The sequence below is a fragment of the Streptomyces sp. NPDC004134 genome, assembly GCF_042874195.1.
Lineage (GTDB): Bacteria > Actinomycetota > Actinomycetes > Streptomycetales > Streptomycetaceae > Streptomyces.
Window position 1 is genome coordinate 146822 of the sequence record NZ_JBIAMS010000001.1, and the last position, 19889, is coordinate 166710.

The 19889-nt window shown below is 73.0% G+C and carries 22 protein-coding genes; 7 read left to right on the forward strand and 15 right to left on the reverse strand.

Annotation, left to right across the window (positions count from 1 at the left end; genetic code table 11):
• The first annotated feature begins 24 nt into the window (after positions 1 to 24).
• Positions 25 to 561: a carboxymuconolactone decarboxylase family protein gene (locus ACFYVJ_RS00610; protein WP_388885004.1), complete on the forward strand. Its 537-nt coding sequence runs from the start codon at positions 25 to 27 to the stop codon at positions 559 to 561.
• A 46-nt stretch (positions 562 to 607) separates the two neighbouring features.
• Here ACFYVJ_RS00610 and ACFYVJ_RS00615 read toward each other — a convergent pair whose 3' ends face one another.
• The 4 genes from ACFYVJ_RS00615 to ACFYVJ_RS00630 all read right to left on the reverse strand — a co-directional run bounded on the left by ACFYVJ_RS00615 (position 608) and on the right by ACFYVJ_RS00630 (position 5945).
• Positions 608 to 2011, reverse strand: coding sequence for an AI-2E family transporter (locus ACFYVJ_RS00615; RefSeq protein ID WP_388885006.1), 1404 nt, complete (start codon positions 2009 to 2011; stop codon positions 608 to 610).
• A 382-nt stretch (positions 2012 to 2393) separates the two neighbouring features.
• Positions 2394 to 3125 (reverse strand): transglycosylase SLT domain-containing protein, encoded by a 732-nt coding sequence (locus ACFYVJ_RS00620; RefSeq protein ID WP_388885008.1) that lies wholly within the window; start codon positions 3123 to 3125, stop codon positions 2394 to 2396.
• 416 nt (positions 3126 to 3541) lie between these two features.
• On the reverse strand, positions 3542 to 4855 hold the full coding sequence (locus tag ACFYVJ_RS00625; protein WP_388885010.1) for a PhoH family protein: 1314 nt from the start codon (positions 4853 to 4855) through the stop codon (positions 3542 to 3544).
• 310 nt (positions 4856 to 5165) lie between these two features.
• The gene (locus tag ACFYVJ_RS00630) at positions 5166 to 5945 is read right to left on the reverse strand and encodes an isoprenyl transferase (protein ID WP_388885012.1); all 780 of its coding nucleotides are present in this window, start codon (positions 5943 to 5945) and stop codon (positions 5166 to 5168) included.
• A 117-nt stretch (positions 5946 to 6062) separates the two neighbouring features.
• Here ACFYVJ_RS00630 and mgrA point away from each other — a divergent pair, with 117 nt between their 5' ends.
• Positions 6063 to 7100, forward strand: a complete 1038-nt coding sequence (gene mgrA, locus ACFYVJ_RS00635; RefSeq protein ID WP_388885014.1) for an L-glyceraldehyde 3-phosphate reductase — start codon at positions 6063 to 6065, stop codon at positions 7098 to 7100.
• Between the two features lie 281 nt (positions 7101 to 7381).
• Here the strand turns inward: mgrA and ACFYVJ_RS00640 are convergent, their stop codons facing one another.
• The gene (locus ACFYVJ_RS00640) at positions 7382 to 8110 is read right to left on the reverse strand and encodes a prepilin peptidase (RefSeq protein ID WP_388885016.1); all 729 of its coding nucleotides are present in this window, start codon (positions 8108 to 8110) and stop codon (positions 7382 to 7384) included.
• 190 nt (positions 8111 to 8300) lie between these two features.
• On the opposite strand from ACFYVJ_RS00640, the gene ACFYVJ_RS00645 reads away from it, so the two are divergent.
• The 4 genes from ACFYVJ_RS00645 (at position 8301) to ACFYVJ_RS00660 (ending at position 10692) form a co-directional block, all read left to right on the forward strand.
• Positions 8301 to 8672, forward strand: a complete 372-nt coding sequence (locus tag ACFYVJ_RS00645) for a DUF192 domain-containing protein (protein ID WP_388885018.1) — start codon at positions 8301 to 8303, stop codon at positions 8670 to 8672.
• 111 nt (positions 8673 to 8783) lie between these two features.
• Positions 8784 to 9722, forward strand: a complete 939-nt coding sequence (locus tag ACFYVJ_RS00650) for a hypothetical protein (protein WP_388885020.1) — start codon at positions 8784 to 8786, stop codon at positions 9720 to 9722.
• A 172-nt stretch (positions 9723 to 9894) separates the two neighbouring features.
• Complete coding sequence (locus ACFYVJ_RS00655) at positions 9895 to 10209, forward strand: hypothetical protein (protein ID WP_388885022.1); 315 nt, start codon at positions 9895 to 9897, stop codon at positions 10207 to 10209.
• Positions 10210 to 10473: 264 nt separating this feature from the next.
• Positions 10474 to 10692 (forward strand): DUF397 domain-containing protein, encoded by a 219-nt coding sequence (locus ACFYVJ_RS00660; RefSeq protein ID WP_026276051.1) that lies wholly within the window; start codon positions 10474 to 10476, stop codon positions 10690 to 10692.
• A gap of 7 nt (positions 10693 to 10699) precedes the next feature.
• Here the strand turns inward: ACFYVJ_RS00660 and ACFYVJ_RS00665 are convergent, their stop codons facing one another.
• The 5 genes from ACFYVJ_RS00665 to ACFYVJ_RS00685 all read right to left on the reverse strand — a co-directional run bounded on the left by ACFYVJ_RS00665 (position 10700) and on the right by ACFYVJ_RS00685 (position 13352).
• Complete coding sequence (locus tag ACFYVJ_RS00665) at positions 10700 to 11155, reverse strand: hypothetical protein (RefSeq protein ID WP_388885024.1); 456 nt, start codon at positions 11153 to 11155, stop codon at positions 10700 to 10702.
• A gap of 69 nt (positions 11156 to 11224) precedes the next feature.
• Complete coding sequence (locus ACFYVJ_RS00670) at positions 11225 to 11851, reverse strand: OmpA family protein (protein WP_388885026.1); 627 nt, start codon at positions 11849 to 11851, stop codon at positions 11225 to 11227.
• Between the two features lie 13 nt (positions 11852 to 11864).
• Positions 11865 to 12461: a hypothetical protein gene (locus ACFYVJ_RS00675; RefSeq protein WP_388885028.1), complete on the reverse strand. Its 597-nt coding sequence runs from the start codon at positions 12459 to 12461 to the stop codon at positions 11865 to 11867.
• Between the two features lie 19 nt (positions 12462 to 12480).
• Complete coding sequence (locus ACFYVJ_RS00680) at positions 12481 to 13149, reverse strand: pilus assembly protein TadG-related protein (RefSeq protein WP_388886106.1); 669 nt, start codon at positions 13147 to 13149, stop codon at positions 12481 to 12483.
• On the reverse strand, positions 13146 to 13352 hold the full coding sequence (locus tag ACFYVJ_RS00685; protein ID WP_047017773.1) for a hypothetical protein: 207 nt from the start codon (positions 13350 to 13352) through the stop codon (positions 13146 to 13148). Before ACFYVJ_RS00685 ends, ACFYVJ_RS00680 begins: the two co-directional genes overlap by 4 nt.
• A 287-nt stretch (positions 13353 to 13639) precedes the next feature.
• Between ACFYVJ_RS00685 and ACFYVJ_RS00690 the strand changes: the two genes are divergently transcribed.
• Complete coding sequence (locus ACFYVJ_RS00690) at positions 13640 to 14512, forward strand: LLM class flavin-dependent oxidoreductase (RefSeq protein ID WP_388885030.1); 873 nt, start codon at positions 13640 to 13642, stop codon at positions 14510 to 14512.
• 24 nt (positions 14513 to 14536) lie between these two features.
• Here ACFYVJ_RS00690 and ACFYVJ_RS00695 read toward each other — a convergent pair whose 3' ends face one another.
• The 5 genes from ACFYVJ_RS00695 to ACFYVJ_RS00715 are packed head-to-tail and all read right to left on the reverse strand — an operon-like array spanning position 14537 to position 19868.
• Positions 14537 to 15436, reverse strand: a complete 900-nt coding sequence (locus tag ACFYVJ_RS00695) for a DUF5936 domain-containing protein (protein WP_388885032.1) — start codon at positions 15434 to 15436, stop codon at positions 14537 to 14539.
• 16 nt (positions 15437 to 15452) lie between these two features.
• The gene (locus tag ACFYVJ_RS00700) at positions 15453 to 16388 is read right to left on the reverse strand and encodes a type II secretion system F family protein (RefSeq protein WP_388885034.1); all 936 of its coding nucleotides are present in this window, start codon (positions 16386 to 16388) and stop codon (positions 15453 to 15455) included.
• Positions 16388 to 17722 carry a CpaF family protein gene (locus ACFYVJ_RS00705; protein WP_101421891.1) on the reverse strand — a complete coding sequence of 445 codons (1335 nt, stop codon included), beginning with the start codon at positions 17720 to 17722 and terminating at the stop codon, positions 16388 to 16390. The genes ACFYVJ_RS00700 and ACFYVJ_RS00705 overlap by 1 nt, the downstream gene beginning before the upstream one ends.
• Positions 17723 to 17724: 2 nt before the next feature.
• Positions 17725 to 18105, reverse strand: a complete 381-nt coding sequence (locus ACFYVJ_RS00710; protein ID WP_388885036.1) for a TadE/TadG family type IV pilus assembly protein — start codon at positions 18103 to 18105, stop codon at positions 17725 to 17727.
• 2 nt (positions 18106 to 18107) lie between these two features.
• Entirely contained in the window at positions 18108 to 19868 is a 1761-nt protein-coding gene (locus ACFYVJ_RS00715; RefSeq protein ID WP_388885038.1) for a CpaE family protein, read from the reverse strand.
• Positions 19869 to 19889: the final 21 nt, after the last annotated feature.

Below are 19889 nucleotides of genomic sequence, written 5' to 3' on the forward strand. Positions count from 1 at the left end.
CGCACCTTCTGTAGGGTCGGGCGCGTGGCACTCGACGCGCTCAAGTCGGCCCTCCCCGGCTACGCCGGGGACCTGCGCCGCAACCTCACCGCGGTCGTCGACGACGGGCCGCTGCCGGAACGGCAGTTGTGGGGCGCCCTGCTGGCCTGCGCCATCGCCGTACGCTCCGCCGCCGTGCTGCGCGCCGTGGCGCCGGAGGCGCGGCGGCGGCTGACGCCCGAGGCGTACGAGGCCGCCGGGGCGGCCGCCGCGGCGATGGCCGCGAACAACGTCTTCTTCCGCGCCCGGCACCTGCTCTCCGACCCCGGCTACGGCCATCTGCGCACCGGGCTGCGGACGAACGTGCTGGGCGCCCGGGGCGTGCCGAAGGCGGACTACGAGCTGTGGTGCGTGGCCGTGTCCGCCGTGGGCGGCTGCGGGGCCTGCCTGGACGAGCACGAGGCCGCGCTGCGGCGTACCGGCGCGGACCGGGAGACGGTGCAGGAGGCGCTGAAGGTCGCCGCGCTCGTGCACGCCGCCGGCACCGTCCTCGACGCGCAGGAGGCGCTCGGCGCCGGCTGACCGCGGCCGGCCCGTCGTCGGCGAGCGCCCCGCACCCGGCCCTGCGTCAGCTCTTCTGGTCGCCGCCCCCGGCCTCCGGGCCCTCCCGCGTCGCCGCCGCGGCCTCCGCCGTCTCCTCGTCCGAGCCGGGCGCGGGGGTGTCGGTCGGCGTGGCCGGTGAGATTTCCAGGACCGTCGACCCGTACGGCGGCGGTCCCGGATCCGCCGCGTGTTCCCGGTGGTACGCCTTGAGGTATCCGACCGCCGTGTTGAGCACCGCGATCAGCGGCACCGCCACCACCGCGCCCGGGATGCCCGCGACGAGCGTGCCGATGGCCACCGAGAGCACCACCGCGAGCGGGTGCACCCGCACCATGCGGCCGAGGATGAACGGCTGGAGTACGTGCCCCTCGATCTGCTGCACCAGGAGCACCACACCGAGCACCAGCAGCGCTGTGACGAGCCCGTTCGTCACGAACGCCACCACCACCGCGAGCGCGCCGGAGACCAGCGCGCCGACGAGCGGCACGAACGCGAAGAGGAAGATCAGCACGGCCAGCGGGACGGCCATGGGCACGTCGAGGATGAAGATGCCGATGCCGATGAACACGGCGTCGATGAGCGCCACCAGCACCGTGCCGCGGACGTAGCCGGTGAGCGTGGCCCACACCTTCGGCCCGGCGCCCGCCACCGCGTCGCGGGCGTCGGTGGGCACGAAGTTCAGGCACCAGCGCCAGATGCGCTCGCCGTCGTAGAGCAGGAAGAGGGTGACGAACGCGGCGATGGCGGCGCCGGAGAAGAACTCCAGCACGTACGAGACGCCTTCGAGACCGGCGGAGGTGACCTCGCTGGAGTTCTCGCCCAGCCAGTCGCTTATCTCGTTGCCGATGTTGTTGATCTGCTTTTCCTGCACGTGGAACGGCCCGTCGATGAGCCATTCCTGCGCGTCGTCGATGCCCTGCTGGATGCGGTCGGTCAGATCGTCGATGTTCTCCATGATCTGCCAGACCACGAACCAGCCGATGAGCCCGATCGCGACGAAGCCGCCGATGAACGTGGTGGCGGTGGCGAGCCCCTGGCTGAAGCCCCAGCGGCGCAGCCGCGCGACGGTCGGCTGGAGCAGCGCGGTGACCAGCAGGCCGACCGCGAAGGCGATCACGACGAGGCTGACGACGCTGATGACCTGCATCAGCACGTAGATCAGGCCGGCGAGGACCAGCAGCCGCCAGCCCACCTCGGCCGCGACCCGCACCCCCCACGGCACCACGCTGGCCGGCGCGGGCCGCGGCGGCGGCCCCGGGGGCCGGGCGGCGGCGGCCGGCTCGGCGACCACGTCCTGGGGGGTGTCCTCGACGGCGGGCTGCCCGGACGCGGACTTCTCCGCCCCGGCGGCGGCCGCGGCCCGGCGCCGCTCCGCCATCCGGCTGGCTCGCTCGCCCACCCCGCCGAGCCAGTCCGTCATCTTCGACATAGAAGTCCTCACGCCGCCTACGGTCCCGCCGCAGTCCCGTCCGTCACCCGCACGACCGTACACGGCCCGTGCGTACAGCAGGGGTCTGCTCCGGTCATCTAGGGCCTGTCCCCAATCTCCCGTCTGCGGCGCGACGCCTGGCACGCACGCTCGCCGCGTTGTCGGGATCGACCGAATAGGCCCACTATGCGGTCGCCCCTCCGCCTTGCGATCGCACGCACCAGACGCCGCGCCGCCCGCCCTACGGGCGAACGACGCGAGATTGACGACAGACCCTAGGACGTGCCGGACGGGAGCGGCGGTTCCGTACGCATGCGAAACGCCCCCGGCGGCGGAGCCGGGGGCGTTTCGCGTACGCGCGGCGCGGGATGCGCGCCGGGGTTCAGTACCAGCCGTTGGCCTGCCAGAACTCCCAGCCGCCGCAGGGGCTGCCGTAGCGGTCGTTCATGTAGTTCACGCCCCACTCGATCTGAGTGGCGGGGTTGGTCTGCCAGTCGGCGCCCGCCGAGGCCATCTTCGAGCCCGGCAGCGCCTGCATCAGCCCGTACGCACCGGAGCTCGGGTTGGTGGCGGTGTAGTCCCAGCCCGACTCGTGGTCGACGATGTTGCTGAAGCACTGGTACTGGTCGGCCGGCACCATCTGGCGGGCCATGGCCTGCACGTCGGCGACGGAGTAGGACGACTGCGGAGCGAAGTCGCCCGCGTCGGCGGAAGCCGACTCGGACTCGGCAGCGGCCGAGCGGCTGGCGGCCTCGGCGGCCTCCCGCTCCTTCTCGGCTGCTTCCTCGGCCGCCTTGCGCTCTGCGGCCTCCTTCTTCTCCTCCGCGGCCTGGGCGGCGGACTTGCGCGCCGCCTCCTCGGCCGCCTTACGGGCGTCCGTGTGTGCGGCGTCCGCCTGGGCGTCCGCCTGCTCCGTGAGGGAGGCGGTCTGCACCTGGGCGGAAGCGCCAGCGGGTACGTCGGCGAGGAGCGTCGCGTCGGCGGCGGTCGCCTCGACGTTGGCCGTCGAGTCGTCGCCCTTCTCCGCGCCCGTGGCCACGCCGACGACAGCGCCGACAGAGGTGACCGCGGTGGCGGAAGCCACGGCGAAACCCCGGACCGAAATCCGGCTCACACAAAGTCCTTCCAGCGTCGCCCGCTTCGGTGACCTCGCGGACGCGTCCCTGCCCCTGACACTGGCCTCCCCTTGTTCCGGGCCGCCGACGATGGCGGTCCGGCTGGTCACGGGAGGCGCGGGCCCGGCAGCCCCCGCGTCCGCGGGGACCGGTACTGCGCTCGGGCGGCGTACGGCGGCTCTGTTCAGTTGAGTCGTGCTGCACCGGGGTCGGTGCGGGGCCGTACGCAGGGCCTGACGAGTCCCAGACTCTGCCGGAGACGGACACCCGGACGCAATTCCCCGTCCAGTGGGAAAGCTCACACCGCGTTTGCCCCTCGCTGTTGACGGAAACCCGTGCGTAGCACTGGGCGCAACAGCTAAGCTGCTGCGCCCAGTTCACACGTTCGGGAAGTAGCACGGGGAGCAGTATCCCGTTATACCCGGCCGTCTTCCAGCATTTCGGTCACCAGCGCGGCGATCGGCGACCGTTCGGAGCGGTTGAGCGTCACATGCGCGAAGAGCGGGTGCCCCTTCAGCTTTTCAACGACGGCCACCACGCCGTCGTAGCGGCCGACGCGCAGATTGTCCCGCTGCGCCACGTCATGGGTGAGGACGACGCGGGAGTTCGTCCCGATCCGCGAGAGCACCGTGAGCAGAACGTTCCGCTCCAGCGACTGCGCCTCGTCGACGATCACGAACGAGTCGTGCAGCGAGCGGCCCCGGATGTGGGTCAGCGGCAGCACTTCGAGCATGCCGCGCGCGATGACCTCCTCGATCACCTCGCGCGAGGTGACCGCCGACAGGGTGTCGAAGACCGCCTGCGCCCACGGGCTCATCTTCTCGGCCTCGGTGCCCGGCAGATAGCCGAGCTCCTGGCCGCCGACCGCGTACAGCGGGCGGAAGACCATCACCTTCTGGTGCTGCCGGCGCTCCAGCACCGACTCCAGGCCCGCGCACAGCGCCAGCGCGGACTTGCCCGTGCCGGCCCGGCCGCCCATCGAGACGATGCCGACGTCCTCGTCCACCAGCAGGTCCAGCGCGATCCGCTGCTCGGCGCTGCGGCCGTGGATCCCGAAGACCTCCCGGTCGCCGCGGACCAGCCGGACCCGTCCGTCGGGGGTGACCCGGCCGAGGGCCCGGCCGCGCTCGGACTGCAGCACGAGCCCGGTGTGCACCGGCAGGTCGTCCGCCTCGGGCACCGAGACGACCTCGGCGGCGAAGAGGTCGTCGACCTGCTCGCCGCTGAGCATCAGCTCGGCCATCCCGGTCCAGCCGGAGTCCGTGATGGCCAGCTCCGCGCGGTACTCCTCGGCGGCCAGCCCCACGGACGACGCCTTGATGCGCAGCGGCAGGTCCTTGGAGACGACGGTGACGTCCTGCCCCTCGGCCTGAAGATTGCGCGCGACGGCCAGGATGCGGGAGTCGTTGTCCCCCAGGCGGAAACCGGCGGGGAGCACCCCGATGTCGGTGTGGTTCAGCTCCACGCGGAGGCTGCCGCCGAGGTCGCCGAGCGGGATCGGGGCGTCGAGCCGGCCGTGCTTGACCCGGAACTCGTCGAGCTGGCGGAGCGCCTGGCGGGCGAAGTAGCCCAGCTCCGGATGGTGCCGCTTGGCCTCGAGCTCGGTGACCACCACGACGGGCAGCACCACCTCGTGTTCGTCGAACCGCGCCATGGCCATGGGGTCGGCCAGCAGGACGCTCGTGTCGAGGACGTAGGTGCGCCGGTCAGGCTTCTTGCTGTTCACCACGGATGGACGAACCCCCTCGGATGAGGTCGGCACGCGACGGAGTCGCGGGGATCGGGCCGGGCGTCCGGACCCGTGCGGCCACGCGGGCGCGCAGGACCGGGCCCCGGCCCTCCGCTCCGTCCGTACGTGCGATGGTGCGCTGCGCACGGACCTCGTGATGCGGCACGTGGTGCAAAGGGCCCTCCCGGGCGGGCGGTGCGGTGGACCGCCTGCTAGCACGGATATTCCCTCGCGAGCCCCGGGGCATGCAATGCCTGTGGCCGAGGGGCCGTAACGGTGGATACGTGCTAAAGCGTGCGCCGCGGGGGTTTCAGCCGCCGAACCTGCGGTGGCGGGCCGCGTAGTCGCGCAGGGCGCGGAGGAAGTCGACGCGGCGGAACGCGGGCCAGAAGACCTCGCAGAAGTAGTACTCGGAGTGCGCCGACTGCCACAGCATGAACCCGGACAGCCGTTGTTCGCCGCTGGTGCGGATCACCAGGTCGGGGTCGGGCTGGCCGCGGGTGTAGAGGTGCTGCGCGATGTGCTCCACCTCGACGGTCTCGGCCACGTCGGCGAGCGACCTGCCCTGGTCGGCGGCGTCGCCGAGCATCGAGCGGACGGCGTCGGCGATCTCCTGCCGGCCGCCGTAGGCGACGGCGACGTTGACCAGGACGGCGCCGCTGCCGGGGCCGGTGACCACGTCGAGGGTGGCCTCCTCCGCCTCCTTGAGGATCCGCTGGGTCCGCATGGGCAGCAGGTCGAGGTTGCCGACGTGGTGCACCTGCGCGCCGCCGCGCCCGGCGACGCCGGAGACGGCCTCCTCGATGATGGCGAGCAGCGGGTTCAGCTCGGGCTCGGGCCGGTCCAGGTTGTCGGTCGACAGCAGCCAGAGCGTGAGCACCTCGACGTCGGTCTCGCGGCACCAGCGGATCAGCTCGTGGATCTTCTCGGCGCCGGCCTGGTGGCCCTGCGCGGTGGTGCCGCCCGCGGCGCGGGCCCAGCGACGGTTGCCGTCCAGGATGACGCCGATGTGCTTGGGCACACGGGCCGGGTCGAGACGGCGCTCCAGCCGCTTCTCGTACACGCGATACACGATGCCGCGCCAGGTCATCCGGCGTTCAGCCCTTCCGTCGTACGTTCGGAACACCCCCCGGAAGGCGCCACAGTACTTCCCGTTGTGCCACAGTCCTGTCACAGGGGCGCACCGGGTTCGTGATAGGCAGGTTTTGTGAACAGTCTTTTGCCTTACCTGCCAGCAGACACCCGCTACGACGCGATGACCTACCGCCGGACGGGTCGCAGCGGCCTGAAGCTCCCGGAGATCTCCCTCGGTCTCTGGCACAACTTCGGCGACGACCGCTCCCTGGAATCGCAGCGCGCCATCCTGCGGCGCGCGTTCGACCTCGGGGTGACCCACTTCGACCTGGCGAACAACTACGGCCCGCCGCCCGGCTCCGCGGAGGAGAACTTCGGCCGGATCTTCGCCGCCGACTTCCGCCCGTACCGCGACGAGCTGGTGCTGTCGACCAAGGCGGGCTACCTGATGCAGCCCGGTCCCTACGGCGAGTGGGGCTCGCGCAAGTACCTGCTGTCGTCGCTGGACGCGTCCCTCGGCCGCATGGGCGTGGACTACGTCGACATCTTCTACTCGCACCGCTACGACCCGGACACCCCGCTGGAGGAGACGATGGGCGCGCTGGCGTCCGCCGTGCAGCAGGGCAAGGCGCTCTACGTCGGCGTCTCCTCGTACACCGCGGAGCAGACGCGCGAAGCCGCCCGGCTGCTGCGGGAGATGGGCGTACGGCCGCTGATCCACCAGCCCTCTTACTCGATGATCAACCGCTGGACCGAGGAGGACGAACTCCTCGACACCCTGGAGGCGGAGGGCATGGGCTGCATCTCCTTCGCGCCGCTGGCGCAGGGGATGCTGACCGACAAGTACCTGGACGGCATCCCGGCCGGCTCGCGGGCCGCGCAGAACAAGTCGCTGGATCCGGAGCTGCTGACGGACGAGGTGGTGCGGCTGCTGCGCGGGCTGAACGAGATCGCGCGCGGCCGCGGGCAGTCGCTGGCGCAGCTCGCGCTGGGCTGGGTGCTGCGGGATCCGCGGATGACCTCTGCGCTCATCGGCGCGTCGAGCGTGGCGCAGTTGGAGGCGAACGTCGCGGCGCTGGGCGCGGCGGAGCTGACGGCGGCGGAGCTTGCGGAGATCGACGGGTTCGCGAAGACGACGAGCGGCGTCAACATCTGGGCCGGACGCGGCTGACAAGCCGGTACCGGGCGGCGCCGGGAGGGGTCGTCCGGAGAAAGGGAACGGGCCGGTCCGTGGGGGGGATACGGACCGGCCCGAGGGGGGGAGTTCCACCATAACCCAGGGTGAGGGGTGCTCAGTACCGGAACGGACGGGTCACCTCGAAAAGTGCTCGTACGGTGACGTTCCGTATACGAACTCCGCTGCGATCAGGTCACTCGCACGGGGCGGTTCGCGGCTCACGGGAGGGGTTCGGGGGGCGTGCAGGGCGTACGGGCGGACCGTCCCCGCGCCGCTCAGCCGGCCGCCAGTCCGCCGACGACGAGCCCCGCGAAGGCTCCGACGATCATGAAGGGGCCGAACGCGATGCCCGTCTTCCGGCCGACCCGGCGGGCCGCCAGCATGGTGATCGCGTACCCCGCGCCCAGCAGCAGACCGGCGAACGAGCCGGTGAACAGCACGTCCCAGCCGTACCAGCCGAGCGCGACGCCCAGCACGAGCGCCAGCTTCACGTCCCCGAAGCCCATGCCGGCCGGGTTGAGGAAGAAGAGCAGGAAGTAGATCGCCCCCAGCGCGAGGCCGCCCAGCAGGGCGCGCGTCCACGATCCCGCGCCTCCTACGAGCGCCGCACCCCCCAGCAGCACCACGGCCGCCCCCGCGAGCGGCAGCGTCAGGACGTCCGGGAGGCGGCGCACCGCCCGGTCGACGGCGAAGAGCAGTACCCCGAAGGGCGCCAGCAGCAGCCAGACCGCCAGCTCCGGCTCGGGTCCCGTGGCGGCGGCCAGCGCGGCGCAGGCGGCGGCGGTCGCGGTGGCGGGGAGCCAGGCGCGCAGCCCGTACGGGCTGCCGCCGCACTCCTTGCACGCCGCCGGGCCGGCCCAGCCGGGCAGCGGGTGGTCCTGCGGGCAGCGGTCGCGCCACGGTTCTTCGGCGGCCACGGAGAGCCGGTAGGCGGCCCGGGGCAGCAGGGCCCCGGCGGCGGCGCCGTAGCCGGCGGCGAGGACGACGAGGAGGACGGCGAGCACGGGGTGAGCCTAACGGCGCTCCCGGCGGCCGGGCAGGGGCGGGTCGGCGGTGGTCCCGGGGCCGTACGGCGGCGGGTTCACGACGGTACGGCGGCGGGCCCGCGGCGGTACGGTGGCGGCTCGGGGCCGGAGCCGGGGAGCGTACAGGGTGGCTTCCGGCCCGTAGCGACACCTCGGGGGGAGGCCCGCGATGCCCGCCTGGCCCGACGGACCGGCCGCGCTCACCGTCGGCACCGGCACGGACCCGCTGCCGCTGGAGGTGGCGTCCTCCTTCGCCCGCCGCAGCCGCGGCCTGCTGGGCCGCGACGGCCTCGCCGGCGCCCTCCTCCTCACCCCCGCCCAGGGCGTCCACACCCTCGGCATGCGCTTCGCCATCGACGTCGCGTACCTCGACCGCCGGCTGACGGTCCTGGCCGTACGGACCATGCCCCCGGGACGCCTCGGCCGCCCCCGGCTGCGGGCCAGGCACGTGCTGGAGGCGGAGGCGGGTGCGTTCGCCGGCTGGGGCGTCCGGCCGGGGGTGCGGCTGGGCGTCGGCCCCGCCCCGGCGGGGGCGGGCTGACCGGGCGGCGGGAGCGTCGGCGGCGCTCGCTACGATCGAAAACGACCGTGATCGCGGCCCGCGCGCCGGGGCGAGGCGCGGACGACGTACGGACGTACAGGGGGCACCACCGTGGGGATATTCGGTCGCAAGCCGCGCCGCGACGGGCGGGACACCACGCGCGACGCCTCGTTCGAGTTCTTCTCCGAGGACGAGGGCGCCCGCTTTCGCGCCGGGGTCCACGCGGCCTTCGCCGAGCAGGGCCTGGAGGTGACGGTCGGCGCGGACGCGGTGACCGACAGCTCGGGCCGGCAGTTCGGCCTGGGCAACCTGGCGGCGGTCTGCCACAACGACACCCGCGGGCCACGGGTCTGGCCCGAGCTGACCCGCCGCCACATCGGCATCATGCTGCGGGCCATGGACGGCCCCTCGGTGCTGGAGACCATGCCGGCGGAGAAGTTCCGCTCCCAGCTCTACCCGCGGCTGCTGCCCGACGAGATGACGGGACCCGACGGCTTCGACTACGCGCGCCCGCTCGCCGAGGGGCTGCGCGAGGTGCTGGCGCTCGACCTCCCGGAGAGCGTCATGGTCCTCCCGCGCTCCTCGCTGGAGCCCTTCGGCGACGTCGCCGTGCTGCGGGCGCGGGCGCTGGACAACCTGCGCAGGCTGCGCGTCGAGGCGCACGAGACGATCGAGCAGGAGGAGGGCGCCCGCGTCGACGTGGTGATGGGCGAGTCGATGTTCACGGCCAGCCTGGTGCTGACGCTGGACGAGCTGGTGCCCCGGATCACCGGCCGCGGCCTGAGCACCGACGGGGCGCTGGTGGCGGTGCCGTTCCGGCACCAGCTCGCGTTCCACGCGATCCGCGACCGGCATGTGATAGCCGGCCTCAACACCCTCGCGCAGTTCGCCGCGGCGGGCTTCGAGGAGGGCGTCGGGCGGATCACGCCGGACGTCTACTGGTGGCGGGCCGGTGCGCTGACCCGGCTCAGCGCGATGGACGAGGACGGCATCAAGATCATGGTGGACGGGGAGTTCCAGGCGGTGCTGGAGCGGCTCATCGAGGGCTGAGCCCGACACCCGGGGAGCGCACGGGAGTTGACCGGTGGTGGACCGCCGTTGGCCCGCGGGCCAACGCCCCCCGACGCACCCCGAGCGCCCCTGGTACGCGCGCGGCACCCGGCCTACGGTGGTGGGCCGAAGAACCGGCGAAGACCGCGGCGGGAAGCCGAAGGAAGCAGCCATGGGCGACTGGTGGTCCATCGAGGTGTTCGACGCGCACTCCTCCGCACTGCGGTGGAAGGACGCGTACGAGTACGCGCTCGTCGAGTCGGCGATCAGCAACAAGGCATCGACCTGGGAGTGGCACGTCCACTCCGACGGGATCGTCTTCGAGATCGCGTTCCGCGAGGAGAGCGACGGGGAGGCGTGGCGCCGGCTGCCGGGCGTACGGGCGGCGCTGGACGCCGTACCCGACCCGGCGGCAGGTCTCCTCGTCCGCCGCGGCCCGGACGGCACCGCCTGCTGCCGCGGCGCGCGGGGGCGGCAGGGTGTGTGAGGCGGAGCCGGCGGCCGGCGGCCCGGCGGGAACGGGCGGCCGGCGGGCCGGGAACGCGCGGGGAGCGACGGGGAACGCGCGGCCGGCCGACGCCGAACGCGCCGCCGGCTGACGGGAACGCGCGGAAGAAGCGGTAACAACGGGCTCTACGGGAACTAAGTGCCGTTCCGTGTCGTCATTCGTTTCGAGGTTTGTGCCCGCATTGGGCGGCCTTGGGCGCGTCGTGGTCCGGCGCGCGGTACGTGACATACGGCGGGGAGACCGATGAGCACCGAGCACGGCCCTGACGGCCTGGAATGGCGGAGGAGCAGCTACAGCCGCGGGGCCGGGGCCAAGTGCGTGGAGGTCGCCGCAGGAGCCGGGGTGGTGCACGTACGGGACTCCAAGACGCCGGACGGGCCGGTGCTCACGTTCACGCCGGAGGCGTGGGCGGCGTTCACGGTGTACGCGACGCGCACGCCGGGGACGGTGCGCAGGTTCTGAGCGGGGCTCAGGAGGTCCGGGCCGCCCGTCCCGGGCAGTCGTCGCCCCGCTGCCGGGAGAAGCCGAGGACGTCCCCGTGGCGGATCTCGTCGCCTTCGCGGTCGTTGACGACGACGACGGGCAGCTTCTCGACGCAGTCGGCGAGGAGTTGCTGCATGTGCGCCACCTTGATGCCGGCGGCGATCCGGCGGCCGGCGGCGTCGTCGGCGAGGTCGGTGGAGATGACCGTACGCACCGCGGTGTCGCCCTCCCACTCGGTCTCGACCCCGGTGACGTGCTCGGCGAACTCGGCGGGGGCGTAGGCCGACGTGCCGGCCGACCGCCCGGCGGCGGGGCGCAGTTGGGCGGAGTCGGCGGGCAGGCCCCGTAACACGTCGTCGGCGAGCCACAGCACGCCGCCCAGCACCACCGCGGCACCGGCGACGACACCGGCAACCCGCAGCACCCGCCCCACGAAGGTCACGCGGTCCTCGCCCCCTCCCGGTACGCAGGCGCGCCGAGGCGAGCATACCGGGCACGACGGACATCCGGGTCACTGCCCCCGGGGGAAGCTCACCTCGACCCGCCGGTTCTGCTTCCGGCCTTCCTCGGTGGCGTTGTCGGCGATGGGGTAGTCCTCGCTGTAGCCGCGGACGACGTAGGTGATGTCGGCTGCCTGGAGGGTGTTGGTCAGCTCCTGGTGCACGGCGTTGGCGCGGTTCTTGGAGAGCGTGACGCCGTGCTCGTAGGACCCGAGGTCGTCGGTGAAGCCGAAGACGCGGACGGTGTCCGGGCTGTTCTGCTCGATCTCGTCGGCGATGGCGGCGATCCGGGACTGCGCCTGGCCGGTGAGCCGGGCGCTGTCCTTGGGGAAGAGGACTTCGGCCTGGAGCGCGATGGTGATGGTCGAGTTGGAGTCGGACCGCCGCTCCTCGCCGCCCTGGGTCTCGACGACGGAGACGATGTCCAGCACCTTGGGCTCGTCGAGGGTGGCGCCGTCCTCCAGTTGGAGATCGGGGTCGTTGGCGTCGGTCTCGACGGGCGGCGGGGCGGAGGTACTGGTCCCGGGCGGCGAGGAGGGGACGGGGACGTCGTCCTGTGCGGGGAGCGCGTGCGCGACACCGGGAGAGGCGGCGAGAAAGGAGGCGAGCGCGAGCGCTACGGCAGTCCGGGAGGGCATCGCGGTCCTCACCTCATTCGGAGATCTCTAGGTTGGCCGGCGGGAACGTGGGGAGTTGGAACTCGACTTCGGTTGTCTCGTCCGGCGGGGCGGGGAACTGTATGTAGACAGTCAGGGTCTCCCCGGCGTCGAGGCTCGCGATGCCGGAAGTGCACAGGCACCGCATCTCGGTGTCCCGCAGGGCGTAATAGCGCTTCTTGCCCTCCGAGTCCACGAACGTCGCCCCCATGAGGGACGACTTGTCCGCGCCCTGCTCCCGGCCGGACCAGTCCTGGATGTGGAGGAAGTCTTCGGTGCCGGTGTTCTCCAGCTCGCCGTTGAGCGTGACGAACCCGCCACCGTCCCGCTTCAGCTCCAGTATGCGAAGGACGATGCCCTCCTTGTTCTTCACCTCGGCGATCGGGTCCGATGGGATTTCCTCGTCGTCGGCGTCCTGCTGCCCTTCACCCTTGGCGTCGGAGTCGCCTCCGCCGGACGTCTCGGAGGTGTCGGACGACTTCGCGTCGCCGTCGTCGCCGCTGCCGCAGCCCGCGGCGGTGAGCGCCAGGGCCGCGGCCAGCGCCACGGTGGCGGCTGCCCTGCGCGCCCTGCTCGTGCCCCTCATGCTCATTGCCAGCTTCCTTCGCAGTTCAGTCGACGAGACGTACGGAGAAGAGGTCCTCGGGGTCGGGAAGGAGGTCGATGTCGTCCGGATCGAGGGACCAGTCGCCGCCCTCGCAGTCGAGTTCGAGCGGCGGCTTGTCGCGGTCCTCGTCGTCGCGACCGCCGTCGCCCTCGCCGTCGCCGCCTCCGCCGTCGTCCCCGTCCCGGCCGTCGTCCTCTCCCCCGGAGTCGTCAGGCTCCTGCACGTCGCAGCGGGATTCGAGGACCGCCGTCGCGGTGGCCTCCGAGCGTTTGCTCTCCGTTCCCGGCACGAGCGTGTCACCCACCGCCTCCCGGTTGCGTACGGTCACGGCGAAGCCGTCGTCCGGGTCGTAAACACGGTCGCACGCGGTCGTGTCCGCGCCGTTCCTGGCGGCGAAGTCCTCGGCCGCGGCGCAGGCCGACCCGTACTCGAAGCCTTCGCCCCCGATGACGTCGTCCCACGACCCGGGGTCGAGGAGCGTGTCGAGCAGCCCTTCGGACAACTGTTCGCGGGCGTCATGTGCCGCAGCCAGCGCCGCGGCGTCGGCCGCGCCCTGGGCGTCGTTGCGGTTCGCGGCCGCCTGACCGACGGCGAAGTACGCGACGGCGAGGAACAGCAGGCCCGCAATCCCGGCGATATAGAGCGGGAACGCCTGACCTGAGTCATCCCTCAGCCGATCTTTCCGATCTGGTCCTGGATCTTGCCGAGGATCAACTCCCCCAGCCCCGACTGGATCAGCACGAGCACGATCACCACGGCCACCGCGATGATCCCCAGGTACTCCACCGCTGTCTGCCCCCGATCGCGCTTGCGGCCGTGGTGCAGCCGCTGGGTGGCGGCCAGGGACCTCAGCAGCACGTCGTTGGGTTTCCACATGCGGTCTACCTCCGGAGTCGGACAACGCGGCCGTTGCCGTCGGTCCGTCAAGCCAATTGTGGTCTGTAACAGCGGACTTGGCGTCAGGAACGGCCATTTTCCGTCCTCCCCCTCGCCGCCCGCCTTACACCTGCGGCGGCCCGCGCCGCGGCGCGTCCACGTGCGCAGCGTAACCGGCCGCTTGCCGACTGTCCCACACCCCCCTCGCCCATGCGAGAGGTCGGCGGGGAATACCCCGGGATGTCCGCCTCCCGGGTGGTGTCGGCCGTCCCGGGTACCGTCGCCGCATGACGAGACTTGCCACCGTGTTCATCCCCCAGTTCCCTCCCGAGCAGCTTCGCGCCGTGGCCCGCGCCGCCGACGAGGCCGGGATCGACGAGTTGTGGGTGTGGGAGGACTGCTTCTACGAGAGCGGGGTCGCCACCGCCGCCGCCGTGCTCGCCTGGACCGAGCGGGTGCACGTCGCCATCGGGATCCTGCCCGTGCCGCTGCGGAACGTCGCGCTGGTCGCCATGGAGACCGCCACCCTGCACCGGCTCTTCCCCGGGCGCGTGACGCTCGGGGTCGGGCACGGCGTGCAGTCGTGGATGGGGCAGGTGGGGGCGCGGGCCGCGTCGCCGCTGACGTTGCTGCGCGAGCATCTGACCGCGCTGCGCGCGCTGCTCGCCGGGGAGAAGGTCACCGTCGACGGGCGGTACGTCACGCTCGACGGCGTCGAGCTCGCCTGGCCGCCGGCCGCGGCGCCGCCGGTGTTCTCCGGGGGTACGGGGCCCAAGACCCTGCGGCTCACCGGGGAGTCGGCCGACGGGACGATCCTCGCCGGGGGTGCCTCCCCCGAGGTGGTGCAGGAGGCCGCCGAGGCGGTACGGGCCGGGCGGGCGGCCGCCGGGCGGGGCGGGGAGCATCCGCTCGTCGCCTCGATCCTCGTCGCCACCGGGCCCGGCGCCGAGCGCCGGCTCGCCGAAGACGCCCGCCGGATGGGCTGGGATCCGGCCGCGGAGGCCCATGTCGCCGGGGACGCCGCCGCGGTCGCGGCCGCCGTGGACCGCTGGGCGGCGGCCGGGGCGACGACGGTGGTGCTCCAGCCGACCGCCGACGAGCCGGATCCGGTGGCGTTCGTCCGGTGGGTGGGGGAGGAGGTGCGTCCGCTGGTGTCGTAGCGCCGCCGCGCAAGGCTGCATCCGCTACTCCGTCAGCACGCCGAACTCCGAGCCGGAGCCCAGATACACCGCCGTCACCAGCAGGATGATCGTCGCCGGCACCATCAGGCTGGTGATCAGCAGCGTCGCCTTCGGGATCGCCCGGGACGCGCGCCGGCGCGCGTTCTGGGCGTCCGTGCGCCGCTGGTCCGTGGCGATCTGTATCAGCGTCTCGACGATCGGCGCGCCCAGGTCCTCGCCCTGCTGGAGCGCGGTGACGAACTGGGCGACCTGCTCGGAGTCGTTGCGGCGGCGCAGTTCCTCGAACGCCTGCCGGCGGGAGACGCCCATGTCCATCTGGCGCAGGGTGATGCGCAGTTCGTCCGCCCAGGGGCCCGAGTAGCGCTCGCTGACCCGGTCCAGCGCCTGCCGGAAGCCGAGCCCCGCGCTGACCACCACGGCCAGGACGTCCAGGAAGTCGGGCAGCGTGCGTTCGATGACGTCGCGCCGCTTGCGTACGGCCGCCCAGATGCCGACCTCCGCCCAGCCGTAGCCGAAGGCCGCCAGCACCAGCGCGCCGACCCACTGGCCGGAGGAGAGCAGGGTGAGCGCGCCGCCGAAGCCGATGGCGGCGTAGACGGCGCGGCGGGCGGCGTAGCGGTCGATCGTCAGGCCGCCGGGGTTGCCCGCGCGGTCTATCTTGCGGCGCTTGTTCTCCACCGCCCGCCGGCCCATCAGCTTCAGCACCAGCGGCGCGAACCGCATCCCGAGCCGGTCGATGAGCGAGCCGACCACGGTCGTGCGGGTGGCGCCGACCTCCAGGGCCACCTGGAGGTCGCTGGGGAGCTTGACCTCCGCGCGGTAGACGCGGATGCCGCTGAGGACGCCGAAGGCGGCGAGGCCGACGGCGGCGGCGAGGAGCAGGCCGAGGGTTCCGTATGCCATGTGAGTCCCGGGCCCCTCAGACGTCGATCTTCGCGAGCCGGCGGATGAGCAGGATGGCCAGCGCGTACAGCCCGACCGCCGTCAGGACCGCGCCCTGGCCGAGCGGCGAGGAGCCCATGCGCTCGATGGACCCCGGCATCACCTGGTCGGTCAGGAGCAGGGTGCCTATGCCCATGACGGGCACGGTGTACGCGGTGAGGGTGACCTGCGAGAGCTGGGTGCGCACCTCGCGGCGGGTCTCCTTGCGGTCGTTGAGGGTGCCGGTGAGGTTCCGCAGCGAGCCGACGACCTGGCCGCCGGCCTTGTTGGAGAGCACCAGCGTGGAGACGAGCACGGACAGCTCGCGCGACGGCAGCCGCTCGGCGAGGTCGCCGAGGGCGTCGTCGAGCGGTACGCCCACGGCGAGCTGGTCGGTGACCTTGGTCAGCTCCTCGCCGGCCGGCGCCTCCAGCTCCTCGGCGGCGAGGCCGAGCGCGGTGCGCAGGGCGAGGCCGGCCTGGGTGGCGTTGGCGAGGATGCGGGAGAGGTCGGGGAGCTGGTTGATGAACGCCTCGATGCGCTTCTGCCGCTGCCAGTTGAGGTAGGCGTGCGCGCACCACACCCCGATGAGCCCGGCGATCGGGCCGAAGAACGCGGCGAAGAGCGCGTCGGCGAGCAGCCACAGCACGGCGACGCCGGCCAGCACGTACACCGTGAACTCACCCGGTGTGACGTCCAGTCCGGTCGTCGCGATGCGCCGCTCCAGATAGCGGCCGACGCGCGTCGGCCGCACCCGCCGGTCGACCTCCGCGAAGCGGCGCCCGGGCCGCCGGTCGCCGGCGTCGGCGAGCCGGTCGAGCAGCTCGGCGCGGCGGGCGCGGCCGGCGGCGTAGACGGCGACGCCGCACACCGCGAGCGCGCCGGCGAGCAGCGACAGGCCGACGACGAGCGCGAACAGTTGCTGGCGGTCCATCACCTCGCCTCCCGCGTCTGCAGGTGCCGCTCCGAGGGCGCGACCCCGAACGCCGGCGGTACCGGCTCGCCGGCGTAGAACAGGCGGTCGCCGGTGCGCCGCGGTAGCGGCGAGAACTCGAACTGGCCCCGTACGATCCGGTCCGAGCTGATCGGCAGGGCGCGGAAACGGCAGACGGACACCAGTTGGTAGACCTCCCGGCCGCGGGACGACAGCATCACGATCTCGTCGATCTTCCGGGTGCCGTCGGTGTGCCGCGCGAGCTGCACGATCACGTCGACGGCCGAGTTGATCTGGTCGCGCAGCGCCTCGAAGGGCACCTCGACGTCCGACATCGACGCCAGCGTCTGCAGCCGCATCAGCGCGTCCTCGGCGGAGTTGGCGTGCACGGTGGCCAGCGAGCCGTCGTGTCCCGTGGACATGGCCTGCAGCATGTCCAGCGTCTCGCCGCCGCGCACCTCGCCGACGATGATGCGGTCGGGGCGCATGCGCAGCGAGTTGCGTACGAGGTCGCGAATGGTGATCCGGCCCTTGCCCTCGACGTTCGGCGGGCGCGACTCGAGACGGATGACGTGCGACTGCTGCAACTGCAGCTCGGCGGCGTCCTCGACGGTGATGATCCGCTCGTGCTCGGGGATGAGCCCGGAGAGGGAGTTCAGCAGGGTGGTCTTCCCGGCGCCGGTGGCGCCGGAGACGATGACGTTGAACTTCGCCCGGACCAGGCCGGAGAGCAGCAGCAGCATGTGCTCGTCTAGGGTGCCGAGGCCGATGAGCTCGGCGAGCGTGTACGAGCGCGGGAAGCGGCGGATCGTCAGCGTCGGCCCGGTCAGCGACAGCGGCGGGATGATGACGTTGACCCGCTCGCCGGTGGGCAGCCGGGCGTCGACCATGGGGGTCGACTCGTCCACGCGGCGGTTGACGGTGGAGACGATGCGTTCGATGGTCTGCATCAGTTGGTCGTCGGAGGCGAACCGCAGGGGCAGTTGCTCGACCCGGCCGGCGCGCTCGACGTAGATCCGGTCGGGGCCGTTGACCATGATCTCGGTGACGCTCGGGTCCTCCAGCAGCGGCTCCAGGATGCCGAGCCCCAGCGCCTCGTCCACGACGCGGCGGATGAGCTGCGAGCGCTCGGCGGTGGAGAGCACCGGGCCCTCGCGGCTGAGGATGTGGCCCAGCACCCGCTCCAGCCGGGCGCGCCGCTCGGCGGGCGACAGCGCCGACATCTCGGCGAGGTCGATCTCCTCCAGCAGCTTGGCGCGGTAGGTGGGGACGAGGGTCTCGCCGTGGCCCTCCGTGGTGTGGTCGGGGGTGGTGATACGGGCCCGCAGGCTCATCGTCAGTCCTTCCCCCGCGGCATGGTGGAGCTGCGCTCCACCGAGCCGAAGTTGTCGACTCCGGGGATGAGCGACGGGATCTCGACGCTGGCGGTGACGGTGACCTCGCCGTCGCCGGAGGAGACCTCGAAGCCGGCGTCCAGCCAGTCGCTGATCGCCGCGGCACCGGCGGCCGCGGCGGAGGACGGCGGGTCGTCCAGGGACTCCATCCGGGCCGCGGCGCGGGCGGCGGTGCCTGCCTGGGAGGCGGTGTAGGCGGCGATGCCCAACTGCACGGCGGCGAGCGCGATGAAGATGAGCACGGGCAGGAAGCCGATGTACTCGATCGCCACGGACCCCCGGTCCCGGCGGCGGCATTGCTTCGTACGCGGTGCGCTGCCCACCCTCAGCCTCCCTCGTCCGTCGCGCCCGCGGTGCCGCTGACCGTGAACGGGAAGTCGAGACCGCCCGGGAAGAGGACCGGCACCTTCAGATCGACCTGGGCGGTGGTGACGCCGTTCGACGAGCCGACCGACACCGAGGCGTCCCAGGCGTCCGGCAGGTCCTCCTGCGCCGCTGCGGCCGGGTCGTCGCCGACGGCGGCGGCGCGGGCGGCCATGTCGGCGGCGTTGCCGGCGAGCGAGTAGGTGTAGCCGACGAGGACGAACTGCCAGACGACGACGAGGACCAGCGCGATCAGCGGCAGCATGCCGGCGAACTCCACCGACACCTGCCCGCGGTCCCCCCAGCGGCGCCCCCCGCGCCCTGCCGCGGGACCCGGCGCGGCGTCCGCCCCCGGCGCCCCCGGTGCACCGGGCGGCAGCGCCGGCTTCGCGCCGGTCGGTGCGACCTGGGGCGCGGGGCCCGGGCCTCGGCCGCCGGCGGCGACGGCGCCTGGACCGGCGCCCGCGCCCAGCGCCCGCTGCCCGCCGCCCCCGTGCGCCCCCTGACCGCCGGGACCGCCGGCCGCACCCGGGCCCGCCTGGTCCGGCACCACCGTCAGCCCCAGCTCCCCCGCCACCGCCCACAGCGCCTGCCGCACCGTCGACTTCTGCTCCAGGTCCTGCAGCCGCCCGGCGTCCACCAGCGGCTGCAGCTCCTTGAACGCCGCGGGCACCGCCGTGCGCGCCACCGTCGTCCCGGTGGCCCGCGCGATGATCGACGGCTGGATCTCGGTGTTCCGGGTGAGCCGGTTGACCAGCACGACGGTGTCCTCCGCCTTGCGGATCTGCAGCCGGTCCCACAGCCGCAGCATGCGCTTCGCGCCGCGTACGGAGATCACGTCGGGCGTCGTCACGAGCAGGGCGACGTCGGCGAGTTCGACGGCCGCGGCGTTCGGCGTGGTCACCTGGCTGCCGCAGTCGAGCACCACCACCTCGTACCGCGACCGCAGCGCGCTGAGCGTCTGCCGCGCCGCGCGGTCGTCGACGTCCTCGCCGCGCTCGCCCTCGGAGGGGGCGAGCAGCAGGCCGAGGCCGGTGTGGTGGGTGAAGACGGCGTCCTGGAGCACGCGCGGGGAGATGTCCTTGATGCCCGCCAGGTCCGCGACCGAGCGGCGGAACTGCACGTCGAGGTACGAGGCGATGTCGCCGGACTGCAGGTCGAGGTCGGCCAGCGCCACCTGCCGCCCCGCGGCCCGCGCGGCGAGCGCGAGCTGCACCGCCGCGACGGTGGTGCCGACGCCGCCCTTCGCGCCGCTGACCGTGACGAGCGTGCCGCCGGGGCCGCCGAACGCCTCGGGACCGGTCGCGGCGCCCAGGTGGCGCCGGACGCCGCCGCTCCACTGCGCGGCGGCCTGCACCCGGGCGGCCAGCTCCTCGTACGCCAGCGGCAGGCCGACGACGCCGCGGGCGCCGGCGTCCATGGCGGCGGAGTAGCCGGCGGGCGAGGTGTCGGCGGTGACGAGGACGGTGCCCACGGCGGGGAAGCGCAGCGCGACGTCGCGGATCAGCTCCAGCGCGGGCACCGGCCCGATCCGCTCGTGGACGAGGACGACCTCGGGCAGTTCGGCCACGCCGGTGCCGGCGAGCGTCGCGAGGTGGTCGAGCAGCGCGACGGAGTCGCCGATCGGCGCGGCGGCCTCGGCGTCGGGCAGTTGGTGGAGCAGCGAGACGGTGGCGCGCGCCGCGTCGGGGTCGGCGATGACGGGCTGGATGCGTACGGTCATGGCCGCCCGCCCCCTTCCGCC

Bases quoted from the DNA above. Each gene is read 5' to 3' on its own strand.
- ACFYVJ_RS00675 (WP_388885028.1), bottom strand. From the start codon at position 12,461: ATGAGCATGAGGGGCACGAGCAGGGCGCGCAGGGCAGCCGCCACCGTG.
- ACFYVJ_RS00615 (WP_388885006.1), bottom strand. From the start codon at position 2,011: ATGTCGAAGATGACGGACTGGCTCGGCGGGGTGGGCGAGCGAGCCAGC.
- ACFYVJ_RS00715 (WP_388885038.1), bottom strand. From the start codon at position 19,868: ATGACCGTACGCATCCAGCCCGTCATCGCCGACCCCGACGCGGCGCGC.
- ACFYVJ_RS00655 (WP_388885022.1), top strand. From the start codon at position 9,895: ATGGGCGACTGGTGGTCCATCGAGGTGTTCGACGCGCACTCCTCCGCA.
- ACFYVJ_RS00660 (WP_026276051.1), top strand. From the start codon at position 10,474: ATGAGCACCGAGCACGGCCCTGACGGCCTGGAATGGCGGAGGAGCAGC.
- ACFYVJ_RS00685 (WP_047017773.1), bottom strand. From the start codon at position 13,352: ATGTGGAAACCCAACGACGTGCTGCTGAGGTCCCTGGCCGCCACCCAG.
- ACFYVJ_RS00705 (WP_101421891.1), bottom strand. From the start codon at position 17,722: ATGAGCCTGCGGGCCCGTATCACCACCCCCGACCACACCACGGAGGGC.
- ACFYVJ_RS00690 (WP_388885030.1), top strand. From the start codon at position 13,640: ATGACGAGACTTGCCACCGTGTTCATCCCCCAGTTCCCTCCCGAGCAG.
- ACFYVJ_RS00670 (WP_388885026.1), bottom strand. From the start codon at position 11,851: ATGCCCTCCCGGACTGCCGTAGCGCTCGCGCTCGCCTCCTTTCTCGCC.
- ACFYVJ_RS00700 (WP_388885034.1), bottom strand. From the start codon at position 16,388: ATGGACCGCCAGCAACTGTTCGCGCTCGTCGTCGGCCTGTCGCTGCTC.
- ACFYVJ_RS00630 (WP_388885012.1), bottom strand. From the start codon at position 5,945: ATGACCTGGCGCGGCATCGTGTATCGCGTGTACGAGAAGCGGCTGGAG.
- ACFYVJ_RS00695 (WP_388885032.1), bottom strand. From the start codon at position 15,436: ATGGCATACGGAACCCTCGGCCTGCTCCTCGCCGCCGCCGTCGGCCTC.
- ACFYVJ_RS00645 (WP_388885018.1), top strand. From the start codon at position 8,301: ATGCCCGCCTGGCCCGACGGACCGGCCGCGCTCACCGTCGGCACCGGC.